This is a genomic window from Nitrobacter sp. TKz-YC02 (assembly GCF_049852135.1).
Taxonomy (GTDB): domain Bacteria; phylum Pseudomonadota; class Alphaproteobacteria; order Rhizobiales; family Xanthobacteraceae; genus Nitrobacter; species Nitrobacter vulgaris.
The window spans coordinates 3,692,894-3,715,233 of record NZ_CP180728.1 but is presented as its reverse complement, the minus strand read 5'-3'; the positions used below and the strand labels follow the sequence as shown (position 1 = coordinate 3,715,233).

At 61.5% G+C, this 22,340-nt stretch carries 17 protein-coding genes; 6 read left to right on the top strand and 11 right to left on the bottom strand.

Features of this window, described 5'->3' with window-relative positions; genetic code table 11:
• The first annotated feature begins 124 nt into the window (after nucleotides 1-124).
• Nucleotides 125-1,714 (top strand): phosphoglycerate dehydrogenase, encoded by a 1,590-nt coding sequence (gene serA / locus ACM561_RS17870; protein WP_425906856.1) that lies wholly within the window; start codon nucleotides 125-127, stop codon nucleotides 1,712-1,714.
• Between the two features lie 151 nt (nucleotides 1,715-1,865).
• On the opposite strand, the gene ACM561_RS17865 is transcribed toward serA, so the two are convergent.
• The gene (locus ACM561_RS17865; RefSeq protein WP_425906854.1) at nucleotides 1,866-3,419 is read right to left on the bottom strand and encodes a S10 family peptidase; all 1,554 of its coding nucleotides are present in this window, start codon (nucleotides 3,417-3,419) and stop codon (nucleotides 1,866-1,868) included.
• A gap of 413 nt (nucleotides 3,420-3,832) precedes the next feature.
• On the opposite strand from ACM561_RS17865, the gene ACM561_RS17860 reads away from it, so the two are divergent.
• Together ACM561_RS17860 and ACM561_RS17855 are read left to right on the top strand one after the other, a co-directional pair.
• Nucleotides 3,833-5,125 (top strand): adenylosuccinate synthase, encoded by a 1,293-nt coding sequence (locus ACM561_RS17860; RefSeq protein WP_425906853.1) that lies wholly within the window; start codon nucleotides 3,833-3,835, stop codon nucleotides 5,123-5,125.
• Between the two features lie 51 nt (nucleotides 5,126-5,176).
• Nucleotides 5,177-6,736 carry a hypothetical protein gene (locus ACM561_RS17855; protein ID WP_425906852.1) on the top strand — a complete coding sequence of 520 codons (1,560 nt, stop codon included), beginning with the start codon at nucleotides 5,177-5,179 and terminating at the stop codon, nucleotides 6,734-6,736.
• 166 nt (nucleotides 6,737-6,902) lie between these two features.
• On the opposite strand, the gene ACM561_RS17850 is transcribed toward ACM561_RS17855, so the two are convergent.
• Nucleotides 6,903-7,091 (bottom strand): hypothetical protein, encoded by a 189-nt coding sequence (locus ACM561_RS17850; protein WP_425906851.1) that lies wholly within the window; start codon nucleotides 7,089-7,091, stop codon nucleotides 6,903-6,905.
• Between the two features lie 288 nt (nucleotides 7,092-7,379).
• Here ACM561_RS17850 and ACM561_RS17845 point away from each other — a divergent pair, with 288 nt between their 5' ends.
• Entirely contained in the window at nucleotides 7,380-7,922 is a 543-nt protein-coding gene (locus ACM561_RS17845) for a DUF4112 domain-containing protein (RefSeq protein WP_425906850.1), read from the top strand.
• Between the two features lie 135 nt (nucleotides 7,923-8,057).
• Here the strand turns inward: ACM561_RS17845 and ACM561_RS17840 are convergent, their stop codons facing one another.
• From ACM561_RS17840 to galU, 5 genes are all read right to left on the bottom strand, one after another.
• Nucleotides 8,058-8,345, bottom strand: coding sequence for a hypothetical protein (locus tag ACM561_RS17840; protein WP_425906848.1), 288 nt, complete (start codon nucleotides 8,343-8,345; stop codon nucleotides 8,058-8,060).
• 316 nt (nucleotides 8,346-8,661) lie between these two features.
• Nucleotides 8,662-9,075, bottom strand: coding sequence for a peptide-methionine (R)-S-oxide reductase MsrB (gene msrB / locus ACM561_RS17835; protein WP_425906846.1), 414 nt, complete (start codon nucleotides 9,073-9,075; stop codon nucleotides 8,662-8,664).
• Nucleotides 9,076-9,092: 17 nt separating this feature from the next.
• A complete protein-coding gene (msrA, locus tag ACM561_RS17830; RefSeq protein ID WP_425906845.1) occupies nucleotides 9,093-9,812 on the bottom strand; it encodes a peptide-methionine (S)-S-oxide reductase MsrA in 720 nt (239 codons plus the stop codon).
• Nucleotides 9,813-10,057: 245 nt separating this feature from the next.
• On the bottom strand, nucleotides 10,058-10,327 hold the full coding sequence (locus ACM561_RS17825; protein ID WP_425906843.1) for a DUF7662 domain-containing protein: 270 nt from the start codon (nucleotides 10,325-10,327) through the stop codon (nucleotides 10,058-10,060).
• 4 nt (nucleotides 10,328-10,331) lie between these two features.
• Nucleotides 10,332-11,207 (bottom strand): UTP--glucose-1-phosphate uridylyltransferase GalU, encoded by an 876-nt coding sequence (galU, locus tag ACM561_RS17820; protein ID WP_425906841.1) that lies wholly within the window; start codon nucleotides 11,205-11,207, stop codon nucleotides 10,332-10,334.
• 331 nt (nucleotides 11,208-11,538) lie between these two features.
• Between galU and ACM561_RS17815 the strand changes: the two genes are divergently transcribed.
• Together ACM561_RS17815 and ACM561_RS17810 are read left to right on the top strand one after the other, a co-directional pair.
• On the top strand, nucleotides 11,539-12,978 hold the full coding sequence (locus ACM561_RS17815) for a lytic murein transglycosylase (RefSeq protein ID WP_425906839.1): 1,440 nt from the start codon (nucleotides 11,539-11,541) through the stop codon (nucleotides 12,976-12,978).
• A 153-nt stretch (nucleotides 12,979-13,131) separates the two neighbouring features.
• Nucleotides 13,132-14,781, top strand: a complete 1,650-nt coding sequence (locus ACM561_RS17810) for a DUF459 domain-containing protein (RefSeq protein ID WP_425906837.1) — start codon at nucleotides 13,132-13,134, stop codon at nucleotides 14,779-14,781.
• Between the two features lie 132 nt (nucleotides 14,782-14,913).
• Here ACM561_RS17810 and ACM561_RS17805 read toward each other — a convergent pair whose 3' ends face one another.
• The 4 genes from ACM561_RS17805 to gltB all read right to left on the bottom strand — a co-directional run bounded on the left by ACM561_RS17805 (nucleotide 14,914) and on the right by gltB (nucleotide 21,860).
• The gene (locus tag ACM561_RS17805) at nucleotides 14,914-15,267 is read right to left on the bottom strand and encodes a hypothetical protein (protein ID WP_425906835.1); all 354 of its coding nucleotides are present in this window, start codon (nucleotides 15,265-15,267) and stop codon (nucleotides 14,914-14,916) included.
• Nucleotides 15,268-15,471: 204 nt separating this feature from the next.
• The gene (locus ACM561_RS17800; protein ID WP_425906833.1) at nucleotides 15,472-16,926 is read right to left on the bottom strand and encodes a glutamate synthase subunit beta; all 1,455 of its coding nucleotides are present in this window, start codon (nucleotides 16,924-16,926) and stop codon (nucleotides 15,472-15,474) included.
• Nucleotides 16,927-16,938: 12 nt separating this feature from the next.
• Entirely contained in the window at nucleotides 16,939-17,106 is a 168-nt protein-coding gene (locus ACM561_RS17795; protein WP_425906832.1) for a hypothetical protein, read from the bottom strand.
• Nucleotides 17,107-17,111: 5 nt separating this feature from the next.
• The gene (gene gltB, locus ACM561_RS17790) at nucleotides 17,112-21,860 is read right to left on the bottom strand and encodes a glutamate synthase large subunit (protein ID WP_425906830.1); all 4,749 of its coding nucleotides are present in this window, start codon (nucleotides 21,858-21,860) and stop codon (nucleotides 17,112-17,114) included.
• Between the last annotated feature and the right edge of the window lie 480 nt (nucleotides 21,861-22,340).

Genomic DNA, 22,340 nt, shown 5'->3' with positions numbered 1-22,340 from the left:
CACCCTAAGAGCGAACTTCGCTCGTCTCGGCTCCCACAAGGGGAGAGGGAAGAAACGGTCTTACAACGCACCCCGGCGCAGCGCGCCGACCCTCTCCCTCAAGGGGAGGATAGAGGACAACATCATGACCAAACCCAAGGTTCTCATTTCCGATGCGCTTAGCCCCGCCGCCGTGCAGATCTTCAAGGATCGCGGCATCGAGGTCGATTTTCAGCCTGCGCTCGGCAAGGACAAGGACAAGCTCGCCGAGATCATCGGTAACTATGACGGCCTTGCCATCCGCTCCGCCACCAAGGCGACCGCGAAAATTCTCGCCAATGCCAAGAAGCTGAAGGTGATCGGCCGCGCCGGTATCGGCGTCGACAACGTCGAGATTCCGGCGGCGACAGCCAAGGGTGTCATCGTCATGAACACGCCGTTCGGCAACTCGATCACGACCGCCGAACATGCGATCACCCTGATGCTGGCGCTGGCGCGCGAAATTCCCGCCGCCGATGCCTCGACCCAGGCCGGCAAGTGGGAGAAGAACCGCTTCATGGGCGTCGAGATCACCGGCAAGACGCTGGGCGTGATCGGTTGCGGCAACATCGGCTCGATCGCCGCCGACCGCGCGCTCGGCCTAAAGATGAAGGTGATTGCGTTCGATCCGTTCCTGTCTCCGGAGCGGGCCAAGGATCTCGGCGTGGAGAAGGTCGAACTCGACGATCTGTTTACACGCGCCGACTTTATCACGCTGCATACGCCACTGACCGACAAGACTCGTAACGTCATTGACGCTGCCGCCATCGCCAAGATGAAGAAGGGCGTGCGCATCGTCAACTGTGCGCGTGGCGGCCTGGTGGACGAGCAGGCGTTGGTCGACGCGCTGAATTCCAAGCATGTTGCCGGCGCGGCCTTCGACGTGTTTGTCGAGGAGCCTGCCACCAAGAACGTGCTGTTCGGCCATCCCAACGTGATCTGCACGCCGCATCTCGGCGCTTCCACCACCGAAGCGCAGGAGAACGTGGCATTGCAGGTTGCCGAGCAGATGTCAGACTATCTGCTCACCGGTGCGATCACCAACGCCATCAATTTTCCCTCGATCACGGCGGAGGAAGCGCCGAAGCTGAAGCCGTTTGTCGAGCTTGCGGAAAAGCTCGGCTCGTTCGCCGGTCAGCTCACGGAGACCGGAATCTCAAAGGTGACCATCACCTATGAGGGGCACGTTGCCGAAATGAAGATCAAGGCGCTGACCTCGGCGGCGCTGTCGGGCCTGCTGCGGCCGATGCTGGGCGACGTCAACGTCGTGTCCGCGCCGGTCGTCGCCAAAGAGCGCGGCATGGTGGTGGACGAGGTCGTGCGCGCCGCGCAGAGCGATTATGAAAGCCTCATCACGGTAACGGTCGCAACCGAACGGCAGGAGCGTTCGGTGTCGGGAACGGTTTACGCCGACGGTCAGCCGCGTCTCGTCGACGTCAAGGGCATCCGCGTCGATGCCGAGTTCGGCAAGTCGATGATCTACGTCACCAACGAGGACAAGCCGGGCTTCATCGGCAAGTTCGCCTCTCTGCTCGGTGACGCGGGCGTCAACATCGCGACGTTCAATCTCGGCCGTAACAAGCAAGGCGGCGACGCCATCGCGCTGGTCGAGGTCGACGGCAGCGTGCCGGAGAACGTTCTCGCCAAGGTGCAGGCGCTGCCGCAGGTCAAGCAGGCCAAGGTGCTGACTTTCTGACCGACCGAAGTTCGATCATGATGGATCTACGGCTAGAGCCTTTCCGCTTCTGATAAAATCAGAAGCGGTGCTCTATGATTTTGGTCTGACACGTCACGCAAAGCCGGTATCCACTTCGCCAGAAAACGCTCTGAGTCAGCCCGGCGTTTCATCACTTCATCAGCGCGCGAACCTCGTCGCGCAGCGCCTGACGCGAGCCGTCGTGCGAATAGAACATGTGGCCGCCGGGATAGACCACGAACTTGACCCGATCGCGCGAGCCGAAGGTCGGCAATTGATCGAGGCGGATCTGGGAGGCGAGATATGGTGTCGCCAGATCAAACAATCCATGCACGACAAGCAGCTTGAATTTTCCGTCCGCAGCAAGCAGTTCGCGGATGTCCGACACCGACTCGACGGACGACCGGCTCTTGCCGAAATCCCATTCCCGGTTGACGCTGCGACTGAGCAGTTCATAGGAGCCCGCCGGCCGCCAGTTCAGCTTGTGTGCATAGAGTTCGAACGCCGCCGATGTCAGCGCGGATAGCAGCGGTTCCTCCGAAGGGTCGTTGAAGTCGCTGGCGCTTGATTCCGGGTAGGGGTCGAACCCCAGCACCGAGGCATCATAGCGTCCGGTTACCTTGCCGCTGCTGCGGTCGAAGGCGCGGCGGAATTCGCTGACGTCGAATCGCCCGGCGAGGCGGCGGCTCTCCGCCTGATCGATTCCCGTCAGCAACGCGAAGCGGTCGGCAAGCCGCCGCGTGGCTTCCGCATCGGCCTGTCCCTTGACAAGGTCGGTCAGGAAATCGCCCCGCGCATAGGCTTCAACGTCGGCCATGTCCGCGCGGGTCAGCGTTCCGTCCTTCTCCTTTTCCCGTGCAACCGCCGCCATGCTCGGCAGGCTTGCCACGAACCGGGTCAACCCCGCGCCCAGCACGTCGCCGAAGTCAAGCGCCGGGGAAATCAGAATCAGCCCCTTGACGGCGACGCCCTGCCGGGTCTGCAGGTTACGGGCGATCTTTGGTCCACGAATACCGCCATAGCTTTCGCCGGTGATGAATTTCGGCGACTGCATCCGGTCGGCTTTCTCCAGCCAGCGCCGGATCACCAGAGCAATCGAGTCCACGTCGCCATCGACTGTGAGGAAGCGTTTTCGTGCGTCGTCCCCGTGCGCCACCATGCGGCTGTAGCCGGTGCCCAACGGATCGATGAAAACGAGATCGGTGAAGTCGAGCCAGGTTTCCGCGTTCGGCTCCAGCGGCATTGGAATGGAAGGGCTAGCGATCGCGCGGTCCATCGGGATGCGCCAGGGGCCGTTGCTGCCGAATTGCAGCCACGCCGAAGAGGCGCCGGGACCACCGTTGAAAACGAAGGTCACCGGGCGGCTGCGGGGGTCGGCGCCGTCAAGTTGATAGGCTGTGGTGGCGATGTCCGCTTGCGGTTCGCCTTTGTCGTTAAAAATATGAATCGTGCCCGCCGTTGCGGCGAAGGCCAACGTCCGGCCCGGTAGGACGAGCTTATGCCTGGTGGTTGAATCCGGCGGCAGCCGGCGATCGTCGGCGGTTGCGGCAGGCCGGTCGCCGCCGTCCTGTGGGTCGGCAGGCGTGGTTTCTGCATGGTGTGATGGCGCGCTGGACGCCCCCTCGCGCGTGTAAGCGGCAGAAGGAGCCAGTATCGCCAGCAACATCGCTCCCGCGAATAACTCGCGGGTCGTCAGACGGCGCATCTCTCCTCCTGTTCTCGGCGATTGAGCGGTAAGCCGAACATTGATTATCGAGCGTCCTTGAAAACTGTGGCGGGCACGGGACCGCATGGAAGCCGCAGGACGCCACGTTTGTCAGGATGAATCAACGGCTTGGAGGGGCAGTTCGGGGCCGTTCCGGCTTGCGTCAACCGCACGCATCCTTTATCCGATGGGACGCCTCGCGTGGCTGGCGGCTTTGTATTGCGTCTGTCGTGTTTCGGCTGGCGGGGTGGTCCGGAAGATCGCTTCATTTTCGCTGCGATCTTTTTTCAAGCGAGTTTCCGAACCCACACCATTTACGACAATCACGAGTTGCCGGTGCCCTTCGAATTCGAGGTTCGTTACCGAAGGCGCTGTCGAGACGCGCCCCACTTTTGCAAGGAATTTCCGCGGAAATGACCAACGTTGTCGTCGTCGGCGCCCAATGGGGCGACGAGGGAAAGGGCAAGATCGTCGACTGGCTGTCGGAGCAGGCGGATATCGTCGTTCGCTTCCAGGGCGGCCATAATGCGGGTCATACGCTCGTTATCGACGGAAATACCTACAAGCTGGCGTTGCTGCCCTCGGGGGTCGTCCGCTCGTCGAAGCTGTCAATCATCGGCAATGGCGTCGTGTTCGATCCGCAAGCCTTCGTCAGCGAGGTCGAGAAGCTGAAGGGGCAGGGCGTCAAAATCGGCCCCGACAACCTGCGCGTTGCCGAGAACGTCACGCTGATCCTGCCGCTGCATCGCGAACTGGACAGCCTGCGTGAGAATGCAAGCGCGGCGACAGCGATCGGCACCACCCAGCGCGGCATCGGTCCGGCCTATGAGGACAAGGTCGGCCGCCGCGCCATCCGCCTGATGGACCTCGCCGACCCGCAGACGCTGCCGCACAAGATCGAGCGGCTGCTCACCCATCACAACGCGCTGCGCCGCGGTCACGGTATCGCGGAAGTGGATAGCGGCGCGTTGTTGAAGGAGCTCGCCGCAATTGCGCCGCGTGTGCTGCCCTATGCTGACAGCGTGTGGAATCTGCTCGATCACAAGCGCCGCGAAGGCAAGCGCATCCTGTTTGAAGGCGCGCAGGGCGCGTTGCTGGACATCGATCACGGCACCTATCCTTACGTCACCTCTTCCAACACCGTTGCAGCCCAGGCCGCCACCGGCACCGGCATGGGGCCGAGCGCGCTCGGCTACGTACTCGGTATCTGCAAGGCCTACACGACGCGTGTCGGCCAGGGGCCGTTCCCGACCGAACTCACGGACGAAATCGGCGAAACGATCGGTCAGCGCGGCAAGGAATTCGGAGTCAACACCGGGCGCAAACGGCGTTGCGGTTGGTTCGACGCCATGCTGGTACGGCAGACCGTGCGTACCAGCGGCATACATGGCCTTGCACTGACCAAACTCGATATTCTTGACGGCTTTGACACCATCCAAGTCTGCACTGGCTACCGTCTCGACGGCAAGGACATCGACCATCTGCCGGCCGGAGAGGGGGCGCAGGCTCGCATCGAGCCAGTTTATGAAACGATCGAGGGCTGGAAGGAGCCGACCGCCAACGCGCGTTCATGGGCGGCCTTGCCGGCTCAGGCCATCAAATATGTTCGCCGGATTGAGGAACTGGTGGGGTGTCCGGTCGCTCTGTTGTCAACCAGCCCCGAGCGCGAAGATACCATTTTAGTTCAGAACCCTTTCGAGGCTTAACGGGGTGTTACGGGAATGCGTTCAAGGTTAATGTTCGTGCATTGAGGAGACATGGCTGATTATTACCCGCTGATCGCACGCGCTATCTCTGGACTGGACGTCAACGCGCCCGGCGAGCAGCGGCGCGCGCTCTACGAGCGGGCAAGGACGGCTCTGATCGCTCAGCTCCGCGGCGTCGAGCCGCCTTTAAGCGAGTCCGAGATCACCCGCGAGCGGTTGGCGCTGGAAGAGGCTGTGCGCAAAGTCGAGTCCGAGGCTGCCCAGCGCGCCCGCGAAACCTCGCGTAGCGGTGGTTCGCGCTCCGGGGATGCTTTCCGTGCCGCGACGCGCGCTGCGATGAAGTCGCAGGACCTGGCTGCCCCGCCGCCAACCCGCTCGCGCGTCAACGCGACGCCGCAACCGCGCAATCTCCGCGCGGACCCACCTCCATCTGATCCACCGCCATCCCCCAGTCCGCCGCCGTCTTGGCGACCGCCCGGGCCGCCGATCCCAATACAGGATGAGCCGCCACCGCCTGCCCGCGAGCGGCAAAGCCAGGGGCAGCCGCGCCGCAATCTCGAGCCCGATCGCCCGCCGCCGCCGGTTCCGGGTTTTCGAGACGTTACCGCGGATGCTGACGATCTCGGCCGCGCCGCGGCGCAAGCCAATCGCTCGGCCCGCCGCACCTATGCCAATGTGCGATCACAGTCACCCGAATTCGACCGGCTTGAGCCGAGCCTTGAGGATCGCGGTGCGTTCGAGGGAGCGTACCCTTCCAATGGATCGTCCTTCGGCGGGGCCGTGGACGACCAACCGCCGCCCCTGCCGCGTTCGTGGCCGCAGCCTGGCCGCGACAGACCGAAGCGCGTGTTCGGCGGCGGCTTTCCGCTCAAGACTGCGATCGCGGTCGGCCTGGTGTTGATCCTCGCCGGAGCTGGAATTGTCTGGGGTCCGAATGCGGTTTCGGCCGTGCGCGGGCTGTTCGATTCCTCAAACCAAACTGCCGAGGTTGCCAAGCCGGCCACGCCGGGACTGAAGCCGAAGATCGCTGATCGGGTCGGTCAGCCTTCCTTATCCGAAACGATCGCGCCGGTGGCGCAGCGCGTCGTGCTGTATGACGAGGATCCGGCGGATCCCAAGGGCAAACAGTATGTCGGCTCGGTGGTATGGCGCACCGAAGAAGTGAAGGGCGCGGCGGGTAACACGCCGGAGATTGCGGTGCGCGCCGAGATCGAAATCCCCGAACGTAAGTTCAAGATGACGATGTCGTTCCGCCGCAACACCGATACCTCGCTGCCCGCCAGTCATACTGCGGAGCTGACCTTTGTGTTGCCGCAGGATTTCGATGGTGGCGGAGTTTCCAACGTCCCCGGCATCCTGATGAAGTCCAACGAACAGTCCCGCGGCACCCCGCTGGCGGGGCTCGCCGTCAAGGTCACCGACGGCTTCTTCCTGGTCGGGTTATCGAACGTCGAGTCCGATCGGGCGCGCAATCTTCAGCTCTTGAAAGAGCGCTCGTGGTTTGACGTGCCACTGGTCTATACGAATCAACGTCGCGCGATCATCGCCATCGAGAAGGGCGCGCCGGGGGATCGTGCGTTCAACGAGGCTTTCACGGCGTGGGGCGAGTAGCGCTTCTTGGACGGTGACTTTGGCGCCGTTATTCATGTGAAGCGTGGTTGTTAAGATTCTCCGTCACGTCGGGACATACTCTCTCCGGAAGATCGCTTTTGATTGAATCAGAGGTGACGGACGCCGGGAATACTCCGCATGACCAGCAGATATCGAAAACGTACCTTTATGCGGTGCGGTCCTCGCCTGCGAGCGAGGCCGTGCTCGTGACATGATGCGACTTGGCCTCGGCGGTTTCCGCTTGGCTCGCCAATGTGCGATGCTCTGGCCCGATCTGCTCGGCCGCGTTGTCGAGCAACTCGCGCAAGTGCGCGACATATTCGGCGCCAAATTTCTGCGGCGGAATCTGACTCATGCAATGCCCCTCCCCATCGACATGATCTCCAAAGTATCCGATGCGATCATGCAAGACGCTTGAGCAGAGAAAGTGGCGGCGCAATGGGGCGGAGTTGCGTCTTGGGCAGGGAGATGTCAGGGCAGACCGCAGCGTTGTTCCGATGCGAAGCACTGATGACTACATGTGAGCAACGAATGATGGAATGATGTGCGAAGGCGCCACGATGGAATAGGAGACCTCATCACGATCCTGCGCGGCCGCGTGACGTAGCTTGCGAAAGTTGCCGGGAGAGCCCATGTGAAAGCCATGAGATCCACGCCGAACGACGATTTGTATTTCCGCGATACCTCCCGATCCCGGGGATCGGCACGCGCAAAGGTCATCGATCAGGACGGTCGTGAAATTCCTGCGGGCCCCGATGGTTTCGAGGCCGGCGCATTCGGGGCATTTAAGCAAGGCGCCTCGGCATCCGGCGGCTTTGAATTCATCGCGGCGTTCCAGCCGCTCACCCGCGAGCAGCGGTTGGCGCGGCTGGACGCGATCGCAAAGCTGCTTGACGTTGCTTTCGTCGTGCCGGGAACGAACATCCGGTACGGCATCGATGGCCTGGTCGGGCTGGTGCCGGTGATCGGCGACATCATAACCACGGCATTCTCGCTATGGTTAGTGAGAGAAGCGCGGGCGCTTGGTGCGCCCTGGCATATCACCGCGCGGATGTTAAGCAACGTTGCGGTTGACGGGGTGGTCGGATTGGTGCCCGTGGCCGGCGATGCCTTCGACGTGATGTTTCGCGCCAACGTGCGCAACGTGCGGATGTTCAGGCGCTGGCTCGAGCGGCAGCCACGTTAGAGCACGAGCCCGACTCGAAGCGCCGCGCGAACGCACAGAGGAAACCGGTTCTGATAAAATCCGTGCTTAATCAAAACATCAAAGCGCGAGCCCGATTCAATTCCGTTTGAGTCGGGTGAATCAGACTCGGAATCATCAAGCAGCGTCCTTCGAAGCTCTTGTTTCCGCGGATGCCGTCTCGGATTTGCGGCGAGGCAGCGGAAAATCGCGGCTGTCATAGAGCGAGCGGATACCGTTCTGATCGAAGCGAGCTTCGTCCACCTGAAGATACGCGCCGTTCAGTGAGTCGGCCGGTAGTTCCTCGATTGCGAAACGTACGGCGTCGGCTGCGGTATCGAAACGGCGGTAGGTAAAACCGGCACGCCTTTTCTTGCGAACCGCGGCGGGAAACAGTTCGGCGGATTTCTTGAAGCTGAAGGCCATGGCGGAACCTCTACAAATTCGTGTACGCAACGGATCAATGCACTGGCACCGGCCACCCCTGGCCGCTGAGCATCGGCATGTCATGATGAACAGTTATATAGGTGTGCGGAGTAGAAATTGCGACCTTTTAGGGCCGGGATAATGAATCCGGGGTCCAAAACCGAAATATCGATAAAAAGCTTGGCTATTGAATAACGTAGCCCCGCCTGGGGCGAGCCGTTTACTCTCGCCCCCGTCGGGTCAGATTGGAGTGTCCCACCCACAGCCGGGACCATCGTGGCGCGAGAAGGGCGGAATTCGAGGTGGCCCGCCGCCGTTATTTGGGCTCGAGTTTAACGGCCGCTGAATTGATGCAGTAACGCAAACCGGTGGGCCCCGGACCGTCATTGAAGACATGGCCGAGATGACCGCTGCATCGCGAGCAGAGCACCTCGGTTCGGATCATGCCGTGGCTGGTGTCGTGCTCCTCATCAATGTGACTTTTGACCGCGGGCGCGGTGAAGCTCGGCCAGCCGCACCCCGAATCGAACTTGGCGTCGGATTCGAACAGCGTCTGCCCGCAGCCGGCGCAGACATAGGTACCCGCGCGGCGCTCGTGCTCGTATTCGCCGGAGAACGGCTGCTCGGTCGCCTTTTCGCGCAAGACCGCATATTGCATCGGTGTCAGTTCCTTGCGCCACTCGCTGTCGCTCTTCGTGATTTTGGCTGGCATTGTCCTGCTGTCTGGCATGACTCTTCCTCTATTCTTCAGTTCGTATTCCTGGTGCTGCCGACCAGCGTCGGCTTCTGGAGATAGTTGGGTGCGAAAACCTTCTGCAAATTCCGGATCTTCGGAAGGTCATGATATGCAATATAGGGTTGGTCGGGATGCAGCGTCAGGTAATCCTGATGATAGGTCTCGGCCGGAAAAAATCCCTGCAGCGTTCCAACCCTGGTCACGATCGGCTTGTTGTAGACCCTGGCGGCGTTGAGTTGGGCGATATAGGTATCGGCGACTTTTTTCTGCTCGCCGTTGAGCGCGAAAATCTCCGAGCGATATTGCGTGCCGGTGTCCGGCCCCTGGCGGTTGAGCTGGGTCGGATCGTGCGCCACCGAGAAGAATATTTGCAGTATTTTTCCGTAGCTGATCCGCTTTGGATCGAACTTGATCTCGACCGACTCCGCGTGTGCCGTGGTGCCGGTGCTCACCAGTTCGTATTCGGCGGTTTTTTTCGCGCCGCCGGCATAACCCGAGACCGCGTTGACCACGCCGGCGGTGTGCTGGAACACCCCCTGCACGCCCCAAAAGCAGCCGCCGGCGATGACTGCAGTCTGGATGCCGTCGGCAGCCTTCACATCCAGAGCCGGCGGCGGAATGATCACGGCGTCTTCGGCGCGGGATGCTCCGGAAAGGAGCCACGACAGCGCAACTGCGCCAACGACAGTAGCGACGACGAAGGCCCTGCGGCAGAACGGATTGCGGGTCATGCGTGAGTCCTTGGCACGATTGAAAGGCACGCCGCACAACAGCGCCGTTTTTGCAGCGTACGTGTTCAAGATACGCGGAGATGGCCGGTTTGGTTACCGGTCGTTATGTCGTGGCAGGCCACGAATCCGTGAGCAGCGTCCTTTGGGCGATGGCCGGCGGTATAGCGTTTTCGAGCGAAGTGGATATCGGTTCGCGTGAAAGGCTCCAACGCCGTAAGCAGGCACGACTCGCCTCTCCGCTACAGCTATTTGAAGCGCGGCCGTTTTGCGTCGGCTCGGCGGAAACGCACCCCTTCCTTGTCGCCAAGACGCGTTGCGACGTAGCCGGCTTCGATGCAGGCTTCACGTTGCGGCATCCGTTCCTTCTCCGCACGTGTCGTATCCCACCACGACGCGCGCTGCGCCGCTCGCGGGAGATCGTCTTCGATAATTTGCTCGATCTGCGCGAAGCTCAGGACGAATTCGATCTGCGTCTGTTGTTTCAGGTAATCGCGCAACGCATCGTAGTTCGGCACCGTGTTAAGTCCTGAGATATTTCTTCATTTCCGCGCGCAGGCCCTCGCGAAGGTCGGGGCGCGCCATCCCGTAAGCGATATTGGCGCGCAGGAAACCCGCCCGCGAGCCGCAGTCGTGGCGCTCGCCTGCGAATTCGAGACCATGGAAGGCTTGCGATTTCGACAGGCCGATCATGGCGTCGGTGAGCTGGATTTCGCCGCCGGCGCCGCGTTCCTGGCTTCCGAGAATTTCGAAGATCTCGGGCTGGAGAATGTAGCGCCCGGTGATGGAAAGATTCGAAGGGGCTGTGCCCTTCGGCGGCTTCTCCACCATGCCCTCGATCTCGAAGGTATTGCCGTTGCGCTTGCCGACTCCGCAGATCCCGTAATTGTGGGTCATGTCGTCGGGCACCGCTTCCACCGCGACAATGTTGGATTTCGATCCGAGATTCTCCGCGGCCTGCATCATCTGCTTGAGGCAGCCCGGCGTGTTCAGCACCAGTTCGTCCGGCAGCACCACCGCGAAAGGCTCGTGGCCTACGATGTCGCGGGCGCACCACACCGCGTGGCCAAGCCCGAGCGGCGCCTGTTGTCGGGTAAAGCTCACGGCACCCGCTTCGGCCTGGAATTGAGCCAGCAGATCCATCTCGGTCTTTTTGCCGCGCGCCTTCAGCGTTTCGTCCAGTTCGAACTGACGATCGAAATGATCCTCGATTGCGCTCTTGTTGCGGCCGGTAACGAACACGAAATGCTCGATGCCGGCTTCCTTGGCTTCGTCGAACACGTATTGGATCAACGGCCGATCGACAATTGTGAGCATTTCCTTCGGCATGGCCTTGGTGGCAGGAAGAACGCGGGTGCCGAGGCCGGCAACCGGAAAAACGGCTTTGCGGATTTTCATATCGATTCTGTGGGTTGTTTTGCAGGCGGGATGATACGATCAGTTGGTACGTTGTTAGCCGGTTTTGCAGCCGGGAACAAAGATGGATATGTGGTTGCTGCCGGTGGCCCTGTGGGGAAGCATCATAAGATGCCGTGAATGTGTTCCTTCCGGTCAGGTGCTCTGCCCTTCAAGCGGAGTTCCTTCGGTGCATGAACCGATTAGGTTCAAGCTGCGGCCGACTGTCCCCCGACAGGCAGGAAAAAGATTCGCTGTTAAGCCGATGGAAACCGTGACAGGGCCTCCTGAGATCAGGATACTCCATCAAATATAGGTCAGATAAAGGTCCGGAATGATTGCGACTGTGATGCAAGAATGGATGCGCGGAATAAGTATGGCGGCCGTTTTAGCGCTTGCAGTGCTTGTTCCGCCAGGCGAGGCGCGCGCCCAGGCATCGAATGGCAACGGCATCCAGGGTTTCCTTGACAACCTTTTCACCGGGTCGGTCGAGAATGGCGGGCAGGGCGCGTCCCTGCCGCCGGGCGGCGGATCGAAAGAGCTTCAGCCCGCCCCGAAGCAGGCCGCGGGTTCGGAGGCGTTGCCCTGGAGCGGCGAGGACGGCGCCTCCGGTCATCCGCTGATGACTGCGAGTGCTATTCGTCAAGCCGCAGCGAATTTCCAGAACTGCGTTGCGGCCATGTGGCCCGACGCGGCGCGACGTCACGTTACGCGTGAAAATTTCGAGCGCTTCACTGCAGGACTGTCGCCCGATCTCCGCATCATGGACCTGATGGACTCGCAGCCGGAATTCACCAAGGCGATCTGGGATTATCTCGATGCCCTGGTCAACGATGCGCGGCTCGCGCGTGGCCGCGAAGTCCTCGCGAGCTACAAGCGCCAGTTCGACGCGGCGGAGAAGGCCTATGGTGTTGACCGTTACGCCATCGCGGCGATCTGGGGCATCGAGTCGAATTATTCGACGCGGATAGGTGATCGCAGCGTGCTGCAATCGACTGCGACGCTGGCATGCGTCGGCCGCCGCCAGACATATTTCCGGGATGAGTTTCTGGCCGCGCTTGAGATCCTCAATCGGGACGATCTGCGGCCGGAGCAGATGCGCGGCTCATGGGCGGGCGCGTTCGGCCCTACGCAGTTCATGCCGACTGCATTCAAACGTTACGCGGTTGATGGCGACGGCGATGGCCGCCGCGACGTGGTCGACGATCCCGCCGACCTGATCGCATCCACCGCCAACAATCTGAAGAAAGACGGTTGGCAGACCGGCAGGGCTTGGGGTTACGAAGTGGTCGTTCCTAAGAACTTCGACTACATGCTGGCGGACCGCGCCAAAATGATGACGCTTGCTCAGTGGGAGCAACTCGGCATCCGGCGCGCCGGCAACAAGGCATTCCCGTACCCCTCCGACCGCGCCTATCTGCTTGCGCCCGCCGGCGCTGGAGGGCCGGGTTTTCTGATGTTGCAGAATTTCCGGGCCTTCATGAAGTACAACCCGGCGGAGGCCTATGCGCTGGCGATCGGCCACTTTGCCGATCGGTTGCGTGGTGGGGAACCCTTCGTGCAGCCGTGGCCACGGCAGGAGCGGGTGCTATCCCGTGCCGAGCGGCTCGAGTTACAGCAGCTATTGGTCCGGCAGGGTTTTTATCGTGGAACTCCCGACGGCCAGATCGGCAGCCAGACGCGGGAGGCACTGCGCGGTTTTCAGGCTTCTGTCGGGGCGCCTGCCGATGGTTTTGCGTCGTCCGACGCGCTGGAACGGCTGCGGCGGCGGTAGGGCCTGGCCGGGGCATCAAGGTAATGCCAAGGGAAGGGCGTACTTGCGTACTTGAAGCCACAAGTTTGCGCCCCGCATTTGGCGTGAAAATCGCCCGCTTGCGGCCCGATTTCGTTATTATGGCATTGCCAGACTTTCTTTGCGATTGAGCGTATGTCCGGACCCAAATCGCTGCTTCGCCGACTAACCCAACGTGGATCATGGATCGCGCTGGCGGTCGTTGTTGCGACGCTGGCCGCCGCGCCCGCGTCGGCGCAGTTTTTCAATTTCGGTTTTGACCGCCCGGCGTCAGCCCCGGCGCGTCGCGGCGGAGGTGGGGGCGGAGGCGGAGGCTGGTTCGGCTCGGACAATCCTTTCTTCGCACCCTTTCAACAACCGCCGCCAAGGCAACAACAACAGCAGCAGCAGCGGCCAGCCGAAAATAATTCACACGCGCCACCGCCTGAAAAACGGGACACGGTGCCCGAGCGTAATGTGCTGGTGCTCGGTGACGCCATGGCCGACTGGCTTGCTTATGGCCTTGAGGATGCTCTTAGCGAGACGCCCGACATGGGCGTGATCCGCAAGCATAAGACGGTTTCCGGCCTCATTCACTATCAGCCGAAGGGCGAGCCCGCGGATTGGGCGGCCGCGGCGAAAGCCATTCTTGCGACCGAAAGACCGGATGCCATCGTGGTGATGCTCGGGTTGCACGATCGCACGTCGATTCGCGAAGTGCCGGAAAAGGACAAGAGCGGCAAGACGGACGACAAAGCTGACGACAAGAAAAAGGCCGATGCTGACAAGAAGGAGGGGGGCAAGAGCGACAAGACGGATGAAGCCGCCGCCGAGTCCGAGGGAAAGCCAGCCGATTCCGAACTATCTCCGGACGAGGCCGTCGACGATCAGTCCGCCATTGCCAAGGAGAAAAGCGCGCGTGCGCCCAACGGGGTTGCCGAGTTCCGCAGCGATCGCTGGGCCGACCTCTACAGCAAAAAGATCGACGAAATGATCACGGTGCTCAAGTCGAAGGGCGTGCCGGTGTTCTGGGTCGCCTTGCCTGCCTTGCGCGGTACAAAATCAACTGCCGAGATGCTGTTCCTCAACTCGCTTTATCGGGATGCTGCGGGTAAGGCGGGTATCACGTACGTCGATATCTGGGACGGGTTCGTCGACGAGGCTGGCCGTTATATCCAACAGGGGCCGGATTTCGAAGGTCAGATCCGCCGTCTGCGCTCATACGACGGCGTATTCTTCACCAGGGCGGGCGCGCGCAAGCTCGCCCATTATGTCGAGCGTGAGATCACGCGCGTGCTGGCGGCGCGGTCGGGGCCGATCGCAATCCCCACGGAGCCTGGCACGCCCGACACCGACATTAAACCGGGGCAGCCGGCGCCGCGTCCGCTGGCTGGTCCGATCGTGCCGTTGGTGGCCTCCTCATTCGGGACCGACCAGTTGCTCGGTGGTCCCGGCAGCCGCCCCGCGGCGATCGACGCGCTGGCTGCGCGAACGCTGGTGAGGGGCGAACCGTTATCCGCGCCCGCCGGGCGTGCCGACGATTTCGTCTGGCCGCGGCGCGAGGTCGGCCTTGAACCCGCCAAGGGCGATGTGCCGGTTGCCGGGGCACCGGAGGGTAACAACGCCTCTTCGGCCACGAAGCCGAATAAGCCGCGACCCGTTTCTTCCGCTCAGCAAGCGCAGTCGAACGGATCGTCGGGAGCCCGCGCCTTCTCGCCTGCGCAGGCGGGAAGATCGCAAGCGCCGTCACGTCCGCCTGCTGCTTTCGGACTGCCAGGATTCTTTTCGGATCTGTTCTCGCGATAGTTACCGAATCGGCCCGACGTTCACCTATGACTGCGCTGACAAAAGGAAAGCAATCAGAAGGCAACTATATTTTTGTTTGATGCGTTGTTTCGCGCACATTCGCCTCATGCGAGCACGAGGTTCGTTGCGGTCTTATTCTCCCAGCTGTGCCCTGTAGTCGTCGAGCACGCCTTGCACGCGGTAGCAGCTCGTTGCGTCAGGCGTGAAGCTCACCCACTTTTTCTCCGCCTCAACGAACACCTGCGAATTCTTTTTGCCGTGCGCGTCGCCGGTGGCCATGTTTTCCTTGTCGGATTTCGAAAGATAGGGATCAAGCGCTCTCAGAAGATACTCAGCTTGACCGGGCGTAATCAGGTTCTGTTCCTCGCAGCGCGTGGCAGCGGCGAAGAATGAGCCGGCGCTAACGGCGACGTAGCGGGACATTGCCTGTGCAGGTGCGATCGGAAGGATGACGATCAAGAAAACCACCCAACGCGATGTCGCCACTTCGCTGCCCCCCACTTTGTCATGACAGTAACGTGCGGAGGACGGCGATCAATTCACAGATTGTCACTGTGCACGGTTTACGTTCGGCGTGTGGATGACTGGCGATGCGTGCCTACAAATTGGCCAATTCCAAGATGAGATCGGTTGCCGGGGCGGCCTTGATAACGACCAGAAATGATGCCGCCGAATAACAAGCCGCGCGGCTCATCGTGGCAGCGTGGTAGATCCCATAAGCATCTGGTCGATGGCGCGAGCACACAGGCGCCCCTCGCGGATCGCCCATACGACCAGCGATTGGCCGCGGCGCATGTCGCCGGCCGAGAACACTTTTGGTAGCGAGGTTTGAAAGTCCTGCGTATTGGCGCAGACGTTGCCACGCTGGTCGAGGTCGAGGCCGAGCGTCTTGAGCAGGCCCTCGTGCACCGGATGCACAAAGCCCATCGCCAGCAGCACGAGATCAGCTTCCAGCGCGAAGTCACTGCCTGCGATAGGCTGAAACTTGCTGTCGACATGTGCGCAGTGCAGCTTGGTCACCTTGCCGTCGATGCCGGAAAATTTCTGTGTCAGGACCGCGTAGTCGCGCTTGGCGCCCTCGGCCTGACTCGACGATGTGCGCATCTTCAAGGGCCAGTTGGGCCAGGTCAGCGCCTTGTTCTCATGCTCCGGCGGCGCCGGCATGATTTCGAGCTGAGTCACCGATTTAGCGCCCTGCCGGAACGAGGTGCCGATGCAGTCCGAGCCGGTGTCGCCGCCGCCAATCACCACCACGTTCTTTCCGGTCGCGAAGATGTCCGCCTCGTCGAATTTTTCGTTGCCGTTGCGGCGATTCTGCTGCGGCAGGAAATCCATCGCGAAGTGAATGCCGTCGAGATCGCGGCCGGGGATCGGCAGATCGCGTGGCGCTTCCGCGCCGCCGGTCAAAGCCACCGCGTCATAGTCTCCGACGAGCTGCGCCGGATCGATCGCGTCCGCTGCGCCGCCACCGACCGGCTTGCCGTAGTGGAAGATTACGCCTTCGGCCTGCATTTGTGTGAGGCGGCGGTCGATGATGTTCTTCTCCATTTTGAAGTCGGGAATGCCGTAGCGCAGCAGCCCGCCGGCCTTCGCGTTCTTCTCGTAGACATGCACCTCGTGGCCAGCGCGCGCGAGCTGCTGCGCGCAAGCAAGGCCGGCGGGGCCAGACCCGACCACGGCGACTTTCTTACCGGTCTTTTGCGTCGCGACCTCCGGTTTCAGCCAGCCGTTATCCCAGGCGCGGTCGACGATGGCGCATTCGATCGTCTTGATGGTGACGGGATTGTCGTCGATGTTCAGCGTGCAGGAGGCTTCGCACGGTGCCGGACAAATGCGACCCGTGAACTCCGGAAAGTTATTGGTGGAGTGCAGCGTTCGCGAGGCCTCCTCCCAATTGCTCTGATAGACGAGGTCGTTGAAGTCGGGGATCTGGTTGTTGACCGGGCAGCCGGATGTGCCCGGCGCGACCGAGCCGGTGCCGTGACAATAAGGGATGCCGCAGTTCATGCAGCGCGCAGCCTGGTCGCGCGTCTCCTTCTCGGATAGCGGGATCACGAACTCCTTGAAGTTCGTCACACGCTCGCTGACCGGCGCATACTTGCGGTCGTGCCGTTCGATCTCGAGAAAACCTGTAATTTTACCCACGGCTGTTCACACTCACGGTAGAAAAAAAGGGAAACAGTAGCTAAACCCGATCACGGCACCCACAACGAACATCCATGGCTCCAGCGTACCGTTGACGAGATAAGCTGCGAGAGGCACTGCCAGCGCAACCGCTAACGACAGCAGCCGATGTACGGTCGCGAGTCGCTTTTGCCACGCCATTCAACTTACGCCCCGATCGCGATCTTCGGCTCGGCGTCGGCGTCGGTCTTCATTTCCTTCAGCGCGCGGCGGTATTCCACCGGCATGACCTTGCGGAATTTCGGCAAGTAGGCCTTCCAGTTCGCGAGAATATCGTCGGCGCGTTTCGAGCCGGTCAGCTTGGCGTGGCGCATGACCAGAACGTGCAGCCGCTCGACATCGGAGCTCAGCAGATTCTGGAACACATCGACTCGACCATGCGCCTCGAGGTCGCCGGTGTGATGATAGGTGCCGGCATTGATCATCTCTTCCGACAGCACCGGCTCGAGATCGACCATCGCGAGATTGCAGAGCTTCGGGAAATCGCCCGCCTCGTCGAGTACATAGGCGACGCCGCCGGACATGCCGGCCGCGAAGTTGCGTCCGGTCTTGCCCAGCACGACGACGATGCCGCCGGTCATGTATTCGCAGCAATGATCGCCGGCGCCCTCGACGACCGCGACCGCGCCGGAGTTGCGCACGGCGAAGCGCTCGCCGGCGACGCCGCGGAAGTAGCACTCGCCCTCGATCGCGCCGTACATCACGGTGTTGCCGACGATGATCGACTCTTCCGGGACGATACCGGAGTTTGCGGGCGGCCGCACGATGATTCGTCCGCCGGAAAGGCCTTTGCCGACATAGTCGTTGCCTTCGCCCTCAAGGTCGAAGGTGATTCCTCGCCCGAGCCAGGCTCCGAACGCTTGTCCGGCTGTGCCCTTGAGATGGACCTGGATGGTGTCGAGCGGCAGGCCGGCATGGCCGTAAATCTTCGCGACAGTGCCCGACAGCATCGCGCCGGCTGAACGGTCGGTGTTGTTGATCGTGGTCTCGATCGTCACTGGTGCGCCACGGTCAAGCGCCGGCTTCGCCTGCGCGATCAGCTTGCGGTCCAGCACCTTGTCGAGGTGATGGTTCTGCTCCTCGGCGTGATAGATCTTCTGACCCGGCGCTTCCTTCTGCCGGTAAAACAGCTTCGAGAAGTCGAGCCCCTTGGCTTTCCAGTGCGTCACCAGTGCGCTCTGGTCGAGCATTTGCACCTGGCCGATCATTTCGTTGAAGGTGCGATAGCCGAGCTCGGCCATGATCTCGCGCACCTCCTCGGCGACAAAGAAGAAGAAGTTGATAACGTGCTCGGGCTGGCCGGTGAAGCGCTTGCGCAGCACCGGATCCTGAGTCGCGACGCCGACCGGACAGGTGTTGAGATGACACTTGCGCATCATGATGCAGCCGGCAGCGATCAGTGGTGCAGTGGCGAAACCGAATTCGTCGGCCCCGAGCAGCGCGCCGATCACGACGTCGCGGCCGGTGCGGAAGCCGCCGTCGACCTGTACGGCGACGCGCGAGCGCAGTTTCTCCCGCACCAGTGTCTGGTGGGTTTCGGCAAGCCCGATCTCCCACGGCGAACCGGCGTGCTTGATCGAAGTTAGCGGTGAGGCGCCGGTGCCGCCCTCGAAGCCGGCGATGGTGACATGATCGGCGCGGGCCTTGGCAACGCCGGCGGCGACCGTGCCAACGCCGATCTCGGAGACGAGCTTCACCGAAACCAGACTGTCCGGATTGACGTTCTTCAGGTCGTAGATGAGCTGTGCGAGGTCTTCAATTGAATAGATGTCGTGATGCGGCGGCGGCGAGATCAGGCCGACGCCCGGCGTTGAATGGCGCACGCGCGCGATGGTCGCGTTGACCTTGTGGCCGGGCAACTGTCCGCCTTCGCCGGGCTTTGCGCCCTGCGCCATCTTGATCTGCATCATATCCGAGTTGACCAGATACTCCGTGGTGACGCCGAAGCGCCCCGAGGCGACCTGCTTGATCGCCGAGCGCATCGAGTCGCCGTTTGGCATCGGCTTGAAGCGGTCGGCTTCCTCGCCTCCTTCGCCAGTATTCGACCTGCCGCCGATCCGGTTCATCGCGATCGCGAGCGTGGTATGAGCTTCGCGCGAGATCGAGCCGAAGCTCATGGCGCCGGTCGCAAAGCGCTTGACGATCTCCTTCGCCGGTTCGACCTCGTCGAGGGCGACGGGCTTGCGCTGATCGTCTTCCGCGGTTTTGAACCGGAACAGACCGCGCAGCGTCAGCAGGCGCTCGGACTGTTCATTGAGTGTCTTTGCGAACGCGCGATAGCGCTCCTGCGAATTGCCGCGCACTGCGTGTTGCAGGTTGGATACCGATTCGGCGGTCCATGCGTGATCCTCGCCCCGGGTGCGATAGGCATATTCGCCACCGACATCGAGTGCGGTCTTATAGATTTGCACGTCACCGAACGCATCGGCATGACGGCGCACGGTTTCTTCCGCGATTTCGCTGAGGCCTACGCCTTCGATGCGGCTGTGCGTGCCGGCGAAATACTTTGCGATGAATTCGGCCTTCAACCCCACGGCGTCGAAGATCTGCGCGCCGCAATAGGATTGATAGGTCGAGATGCCCATCTTTGACATCACTTTGAGCATGCCCTTGCCGATGGACTTGATGTAACGCTTGACGATTTCCTTGTCGTCAAGGCTGCCTGGCAGGCGTTCCTTCATCGCTATGATGGTCTCGAACGCCAAATAGGGATTGATCGCCTCCGCGCCGTAACCGGCGAGACAGGCGAAGTGGTGAACTTCGCGCGGCTCGCCGGATTCGATGACGAGGCCGACCGAGGTGCGCAAGCCGACGCGGATCAGATGATGATGCACGGCGGCGCAGGCGAGCAGCGAGGGAATCGGAATCCGTTCGATGCCAATCAGGCGGTCGGACAGGATGATGATGTTGACGCCTTCGCGGACCGCGGCTTCTGCGCACGCGCAAAGCGCGTCCAGCACCTGCTCCAGGCCGTCGGCGCCAACGCTGGCGTGGAAGGTGATATCGAGGGTGCGCGAGACGAAGTGCGATTCCGCGACATCGGAGATCGAGCGGATCTTCTCAAGGTCGGCGTCAGTGAGGATCGGCTGCCGCACCTCGAGCCGTTTGGTCGAGGCGAGACCTTCGATATCGAACAGGTTCGGCCGCGGTCCGATGATCGAGACGAGACTCATCACCAGTTCCTCGCGAATGGGGTCGATCGGAGGGTTGGTGACCTGTGCAAAGTTCTGCTTGAAGTAGGTAAAAAGCTGCTTGGGACGGTCGGACAGCGCCGAGATCGGCGTGTCGTTGCCCATCGAGCCTGACGCTTCCTCGCCGATGGATGCCATCGGCGTCAAAAGGATGTTGATGTCTTCCTGCGAATAGCCGAATGCCTGCTGACGATCCAGCAACGGCAGGTTCGAACGGGCGGTTTTTGCTGGCGCGTCCGGCAGGTTCTCGACCTGTATTTGGGTGCGGCCAAGCCAAGCCCTGTATGGATGGCTGTTCGCCAATGTGGCCTTGATCTCATCGTCAGGAATAAGGCGTCCCTGCTCGAGGTCTACCAGCAGCATTTTGCCCGGCTGTAGCCGCCACTTGGTGATGATCTGATCTTCCGGAATCTTGAGCACGCCCATCTCGGACGCCATCACGATGCGGTCATCGCTGGTGACCAGATAGCGCGCCGGACGCAGGCCATTGCGGTCGAGCGTCGCGCCGATCTGGCGGCCGTCGGTGAAGGCGATCGCCGCCGGACCGTCCCACGGCTCCATCAGTGCCGCATGATATTCGTAGAAGGCGCGTCGCTCTTCATCCATCAGGGGATTGCCCGCCCACGCCTCGGGGATCATCATCATGACCGCATGCACGAGCGAATAGCCGCCCTGCACCAGGAATTCGAGGCTATTGTCGAAACAGGCCGTGTCGGACTGGCCTTCGTAGGAGATCGGCCACAGTCGGCTGATGTCCTTGCCGTACAAATCGGAATGTACCGACGCCTGCCGCGCCGCCATCCAGTTGACGTTGCCGCGCAACGTGTTGATCTCGCCGTTGTGCGCGACCATGCGATAGGGATGGGCCAACGACCATGTGGGGAAGGTGTTGGTGGAGAAGCGCTGATGTACAAGCGCCAATGCTGATTCGAAATCCGGCTCGTGCAGGTCGGGATAGTAGCTGCCGAGCTGGTCGGCGAGAAACATTCCCTTGTAGATCACGGTGCGGCACGACATCGACACCGGATAATAGCCGGCGAGACCGCGCTCGCGGCGTTCGAAGATCGCCTGCGAGATTGACTTGCGTAGGATGTACAGCCGTCGTTCGAACTCGTCCTCGGTCGCGGCGGTGCCGTTGCGGCCAATGAACACCTGCATGTTGGCAGGTTCGGTCGGCTTCACGGTGTCACCGAGCGAGGAGTTGTCGGTGGGCACCTCGCGCCAGCCGAGCAGGGTCAGGCCTTCGGCCTTGATCTGATCGGCGATGATGCTCCGGATGATCTCGCGCCAGGCGGTCTCGCGCGGCATGAACAGCGCGCCGACGGCGTATTCTCCGGCCCTTGGCAGCGTGAAACCAAGCTCCGTTGCCTTTCGTGCAAAAAAGACGTGCGGAATCTGTACGAGTATGCCCGCTCCATCTCCGGCGCGCGGATCGGCGCCGACTGCGCCGCGATGTTCGAGGTTGCAGAGAATACTGATCGCGTCGGAGATGATCTGATGCGACTTCCTGCCTTTGATGTTGGCGATGAAACCGACGCCGCAGGAATCCTTTTCCAGGGCGAGGTCGTAGAAGCCTTCTGCCGGCGGCCGCCAGGTATGTTCATAGACTGCCTGCTGATCCGCAGGTTCAAGCGGTTTCGTGACCGAAGCCGCTGTCAATGGTTCCAGTCCGGTGTTCTCCCGCTCGAACGATGGCGCGCTCATCTTAACTCCAGTACCCTTTCCCGGCCGGGATTTTCCATTCCGAAACGTCATCCGCGTCTTGGCGCCCCGTCGACGGTCGTGGCACCGATCGACAGTTTTGGGCACCACTCATACGCCGCGAGCCGAAGTTTTAGAGTTCAAACCAGGGCGCTCAAATTCCCGGCAGACTATGGCCCGTCATGCCTAACCAGCTTCGGAGGACCGCATCTCGCCGCGAGAACACTGCCAAGCCGATCGCCGAAACGCCGACAGTCAAGAATTAAGACAGTGTTGCTGTCCTAACTGTGACATTGCCAAATTTTTCTCTAACACACAAGCGTCTCAAAGTCCCTGATTGCGTGGCAGATGTGCGGCAAGATCCCGGGTTTTGAAGCAAGCACGCCCTGATCCAGCTCAAGGACTGCCCGACCAGGCGCCGATGACCAAAACCGGGTTGTCCCGCCATCGGCAAATGCCGGGGCCGCGCAAAAAAAACGCCCC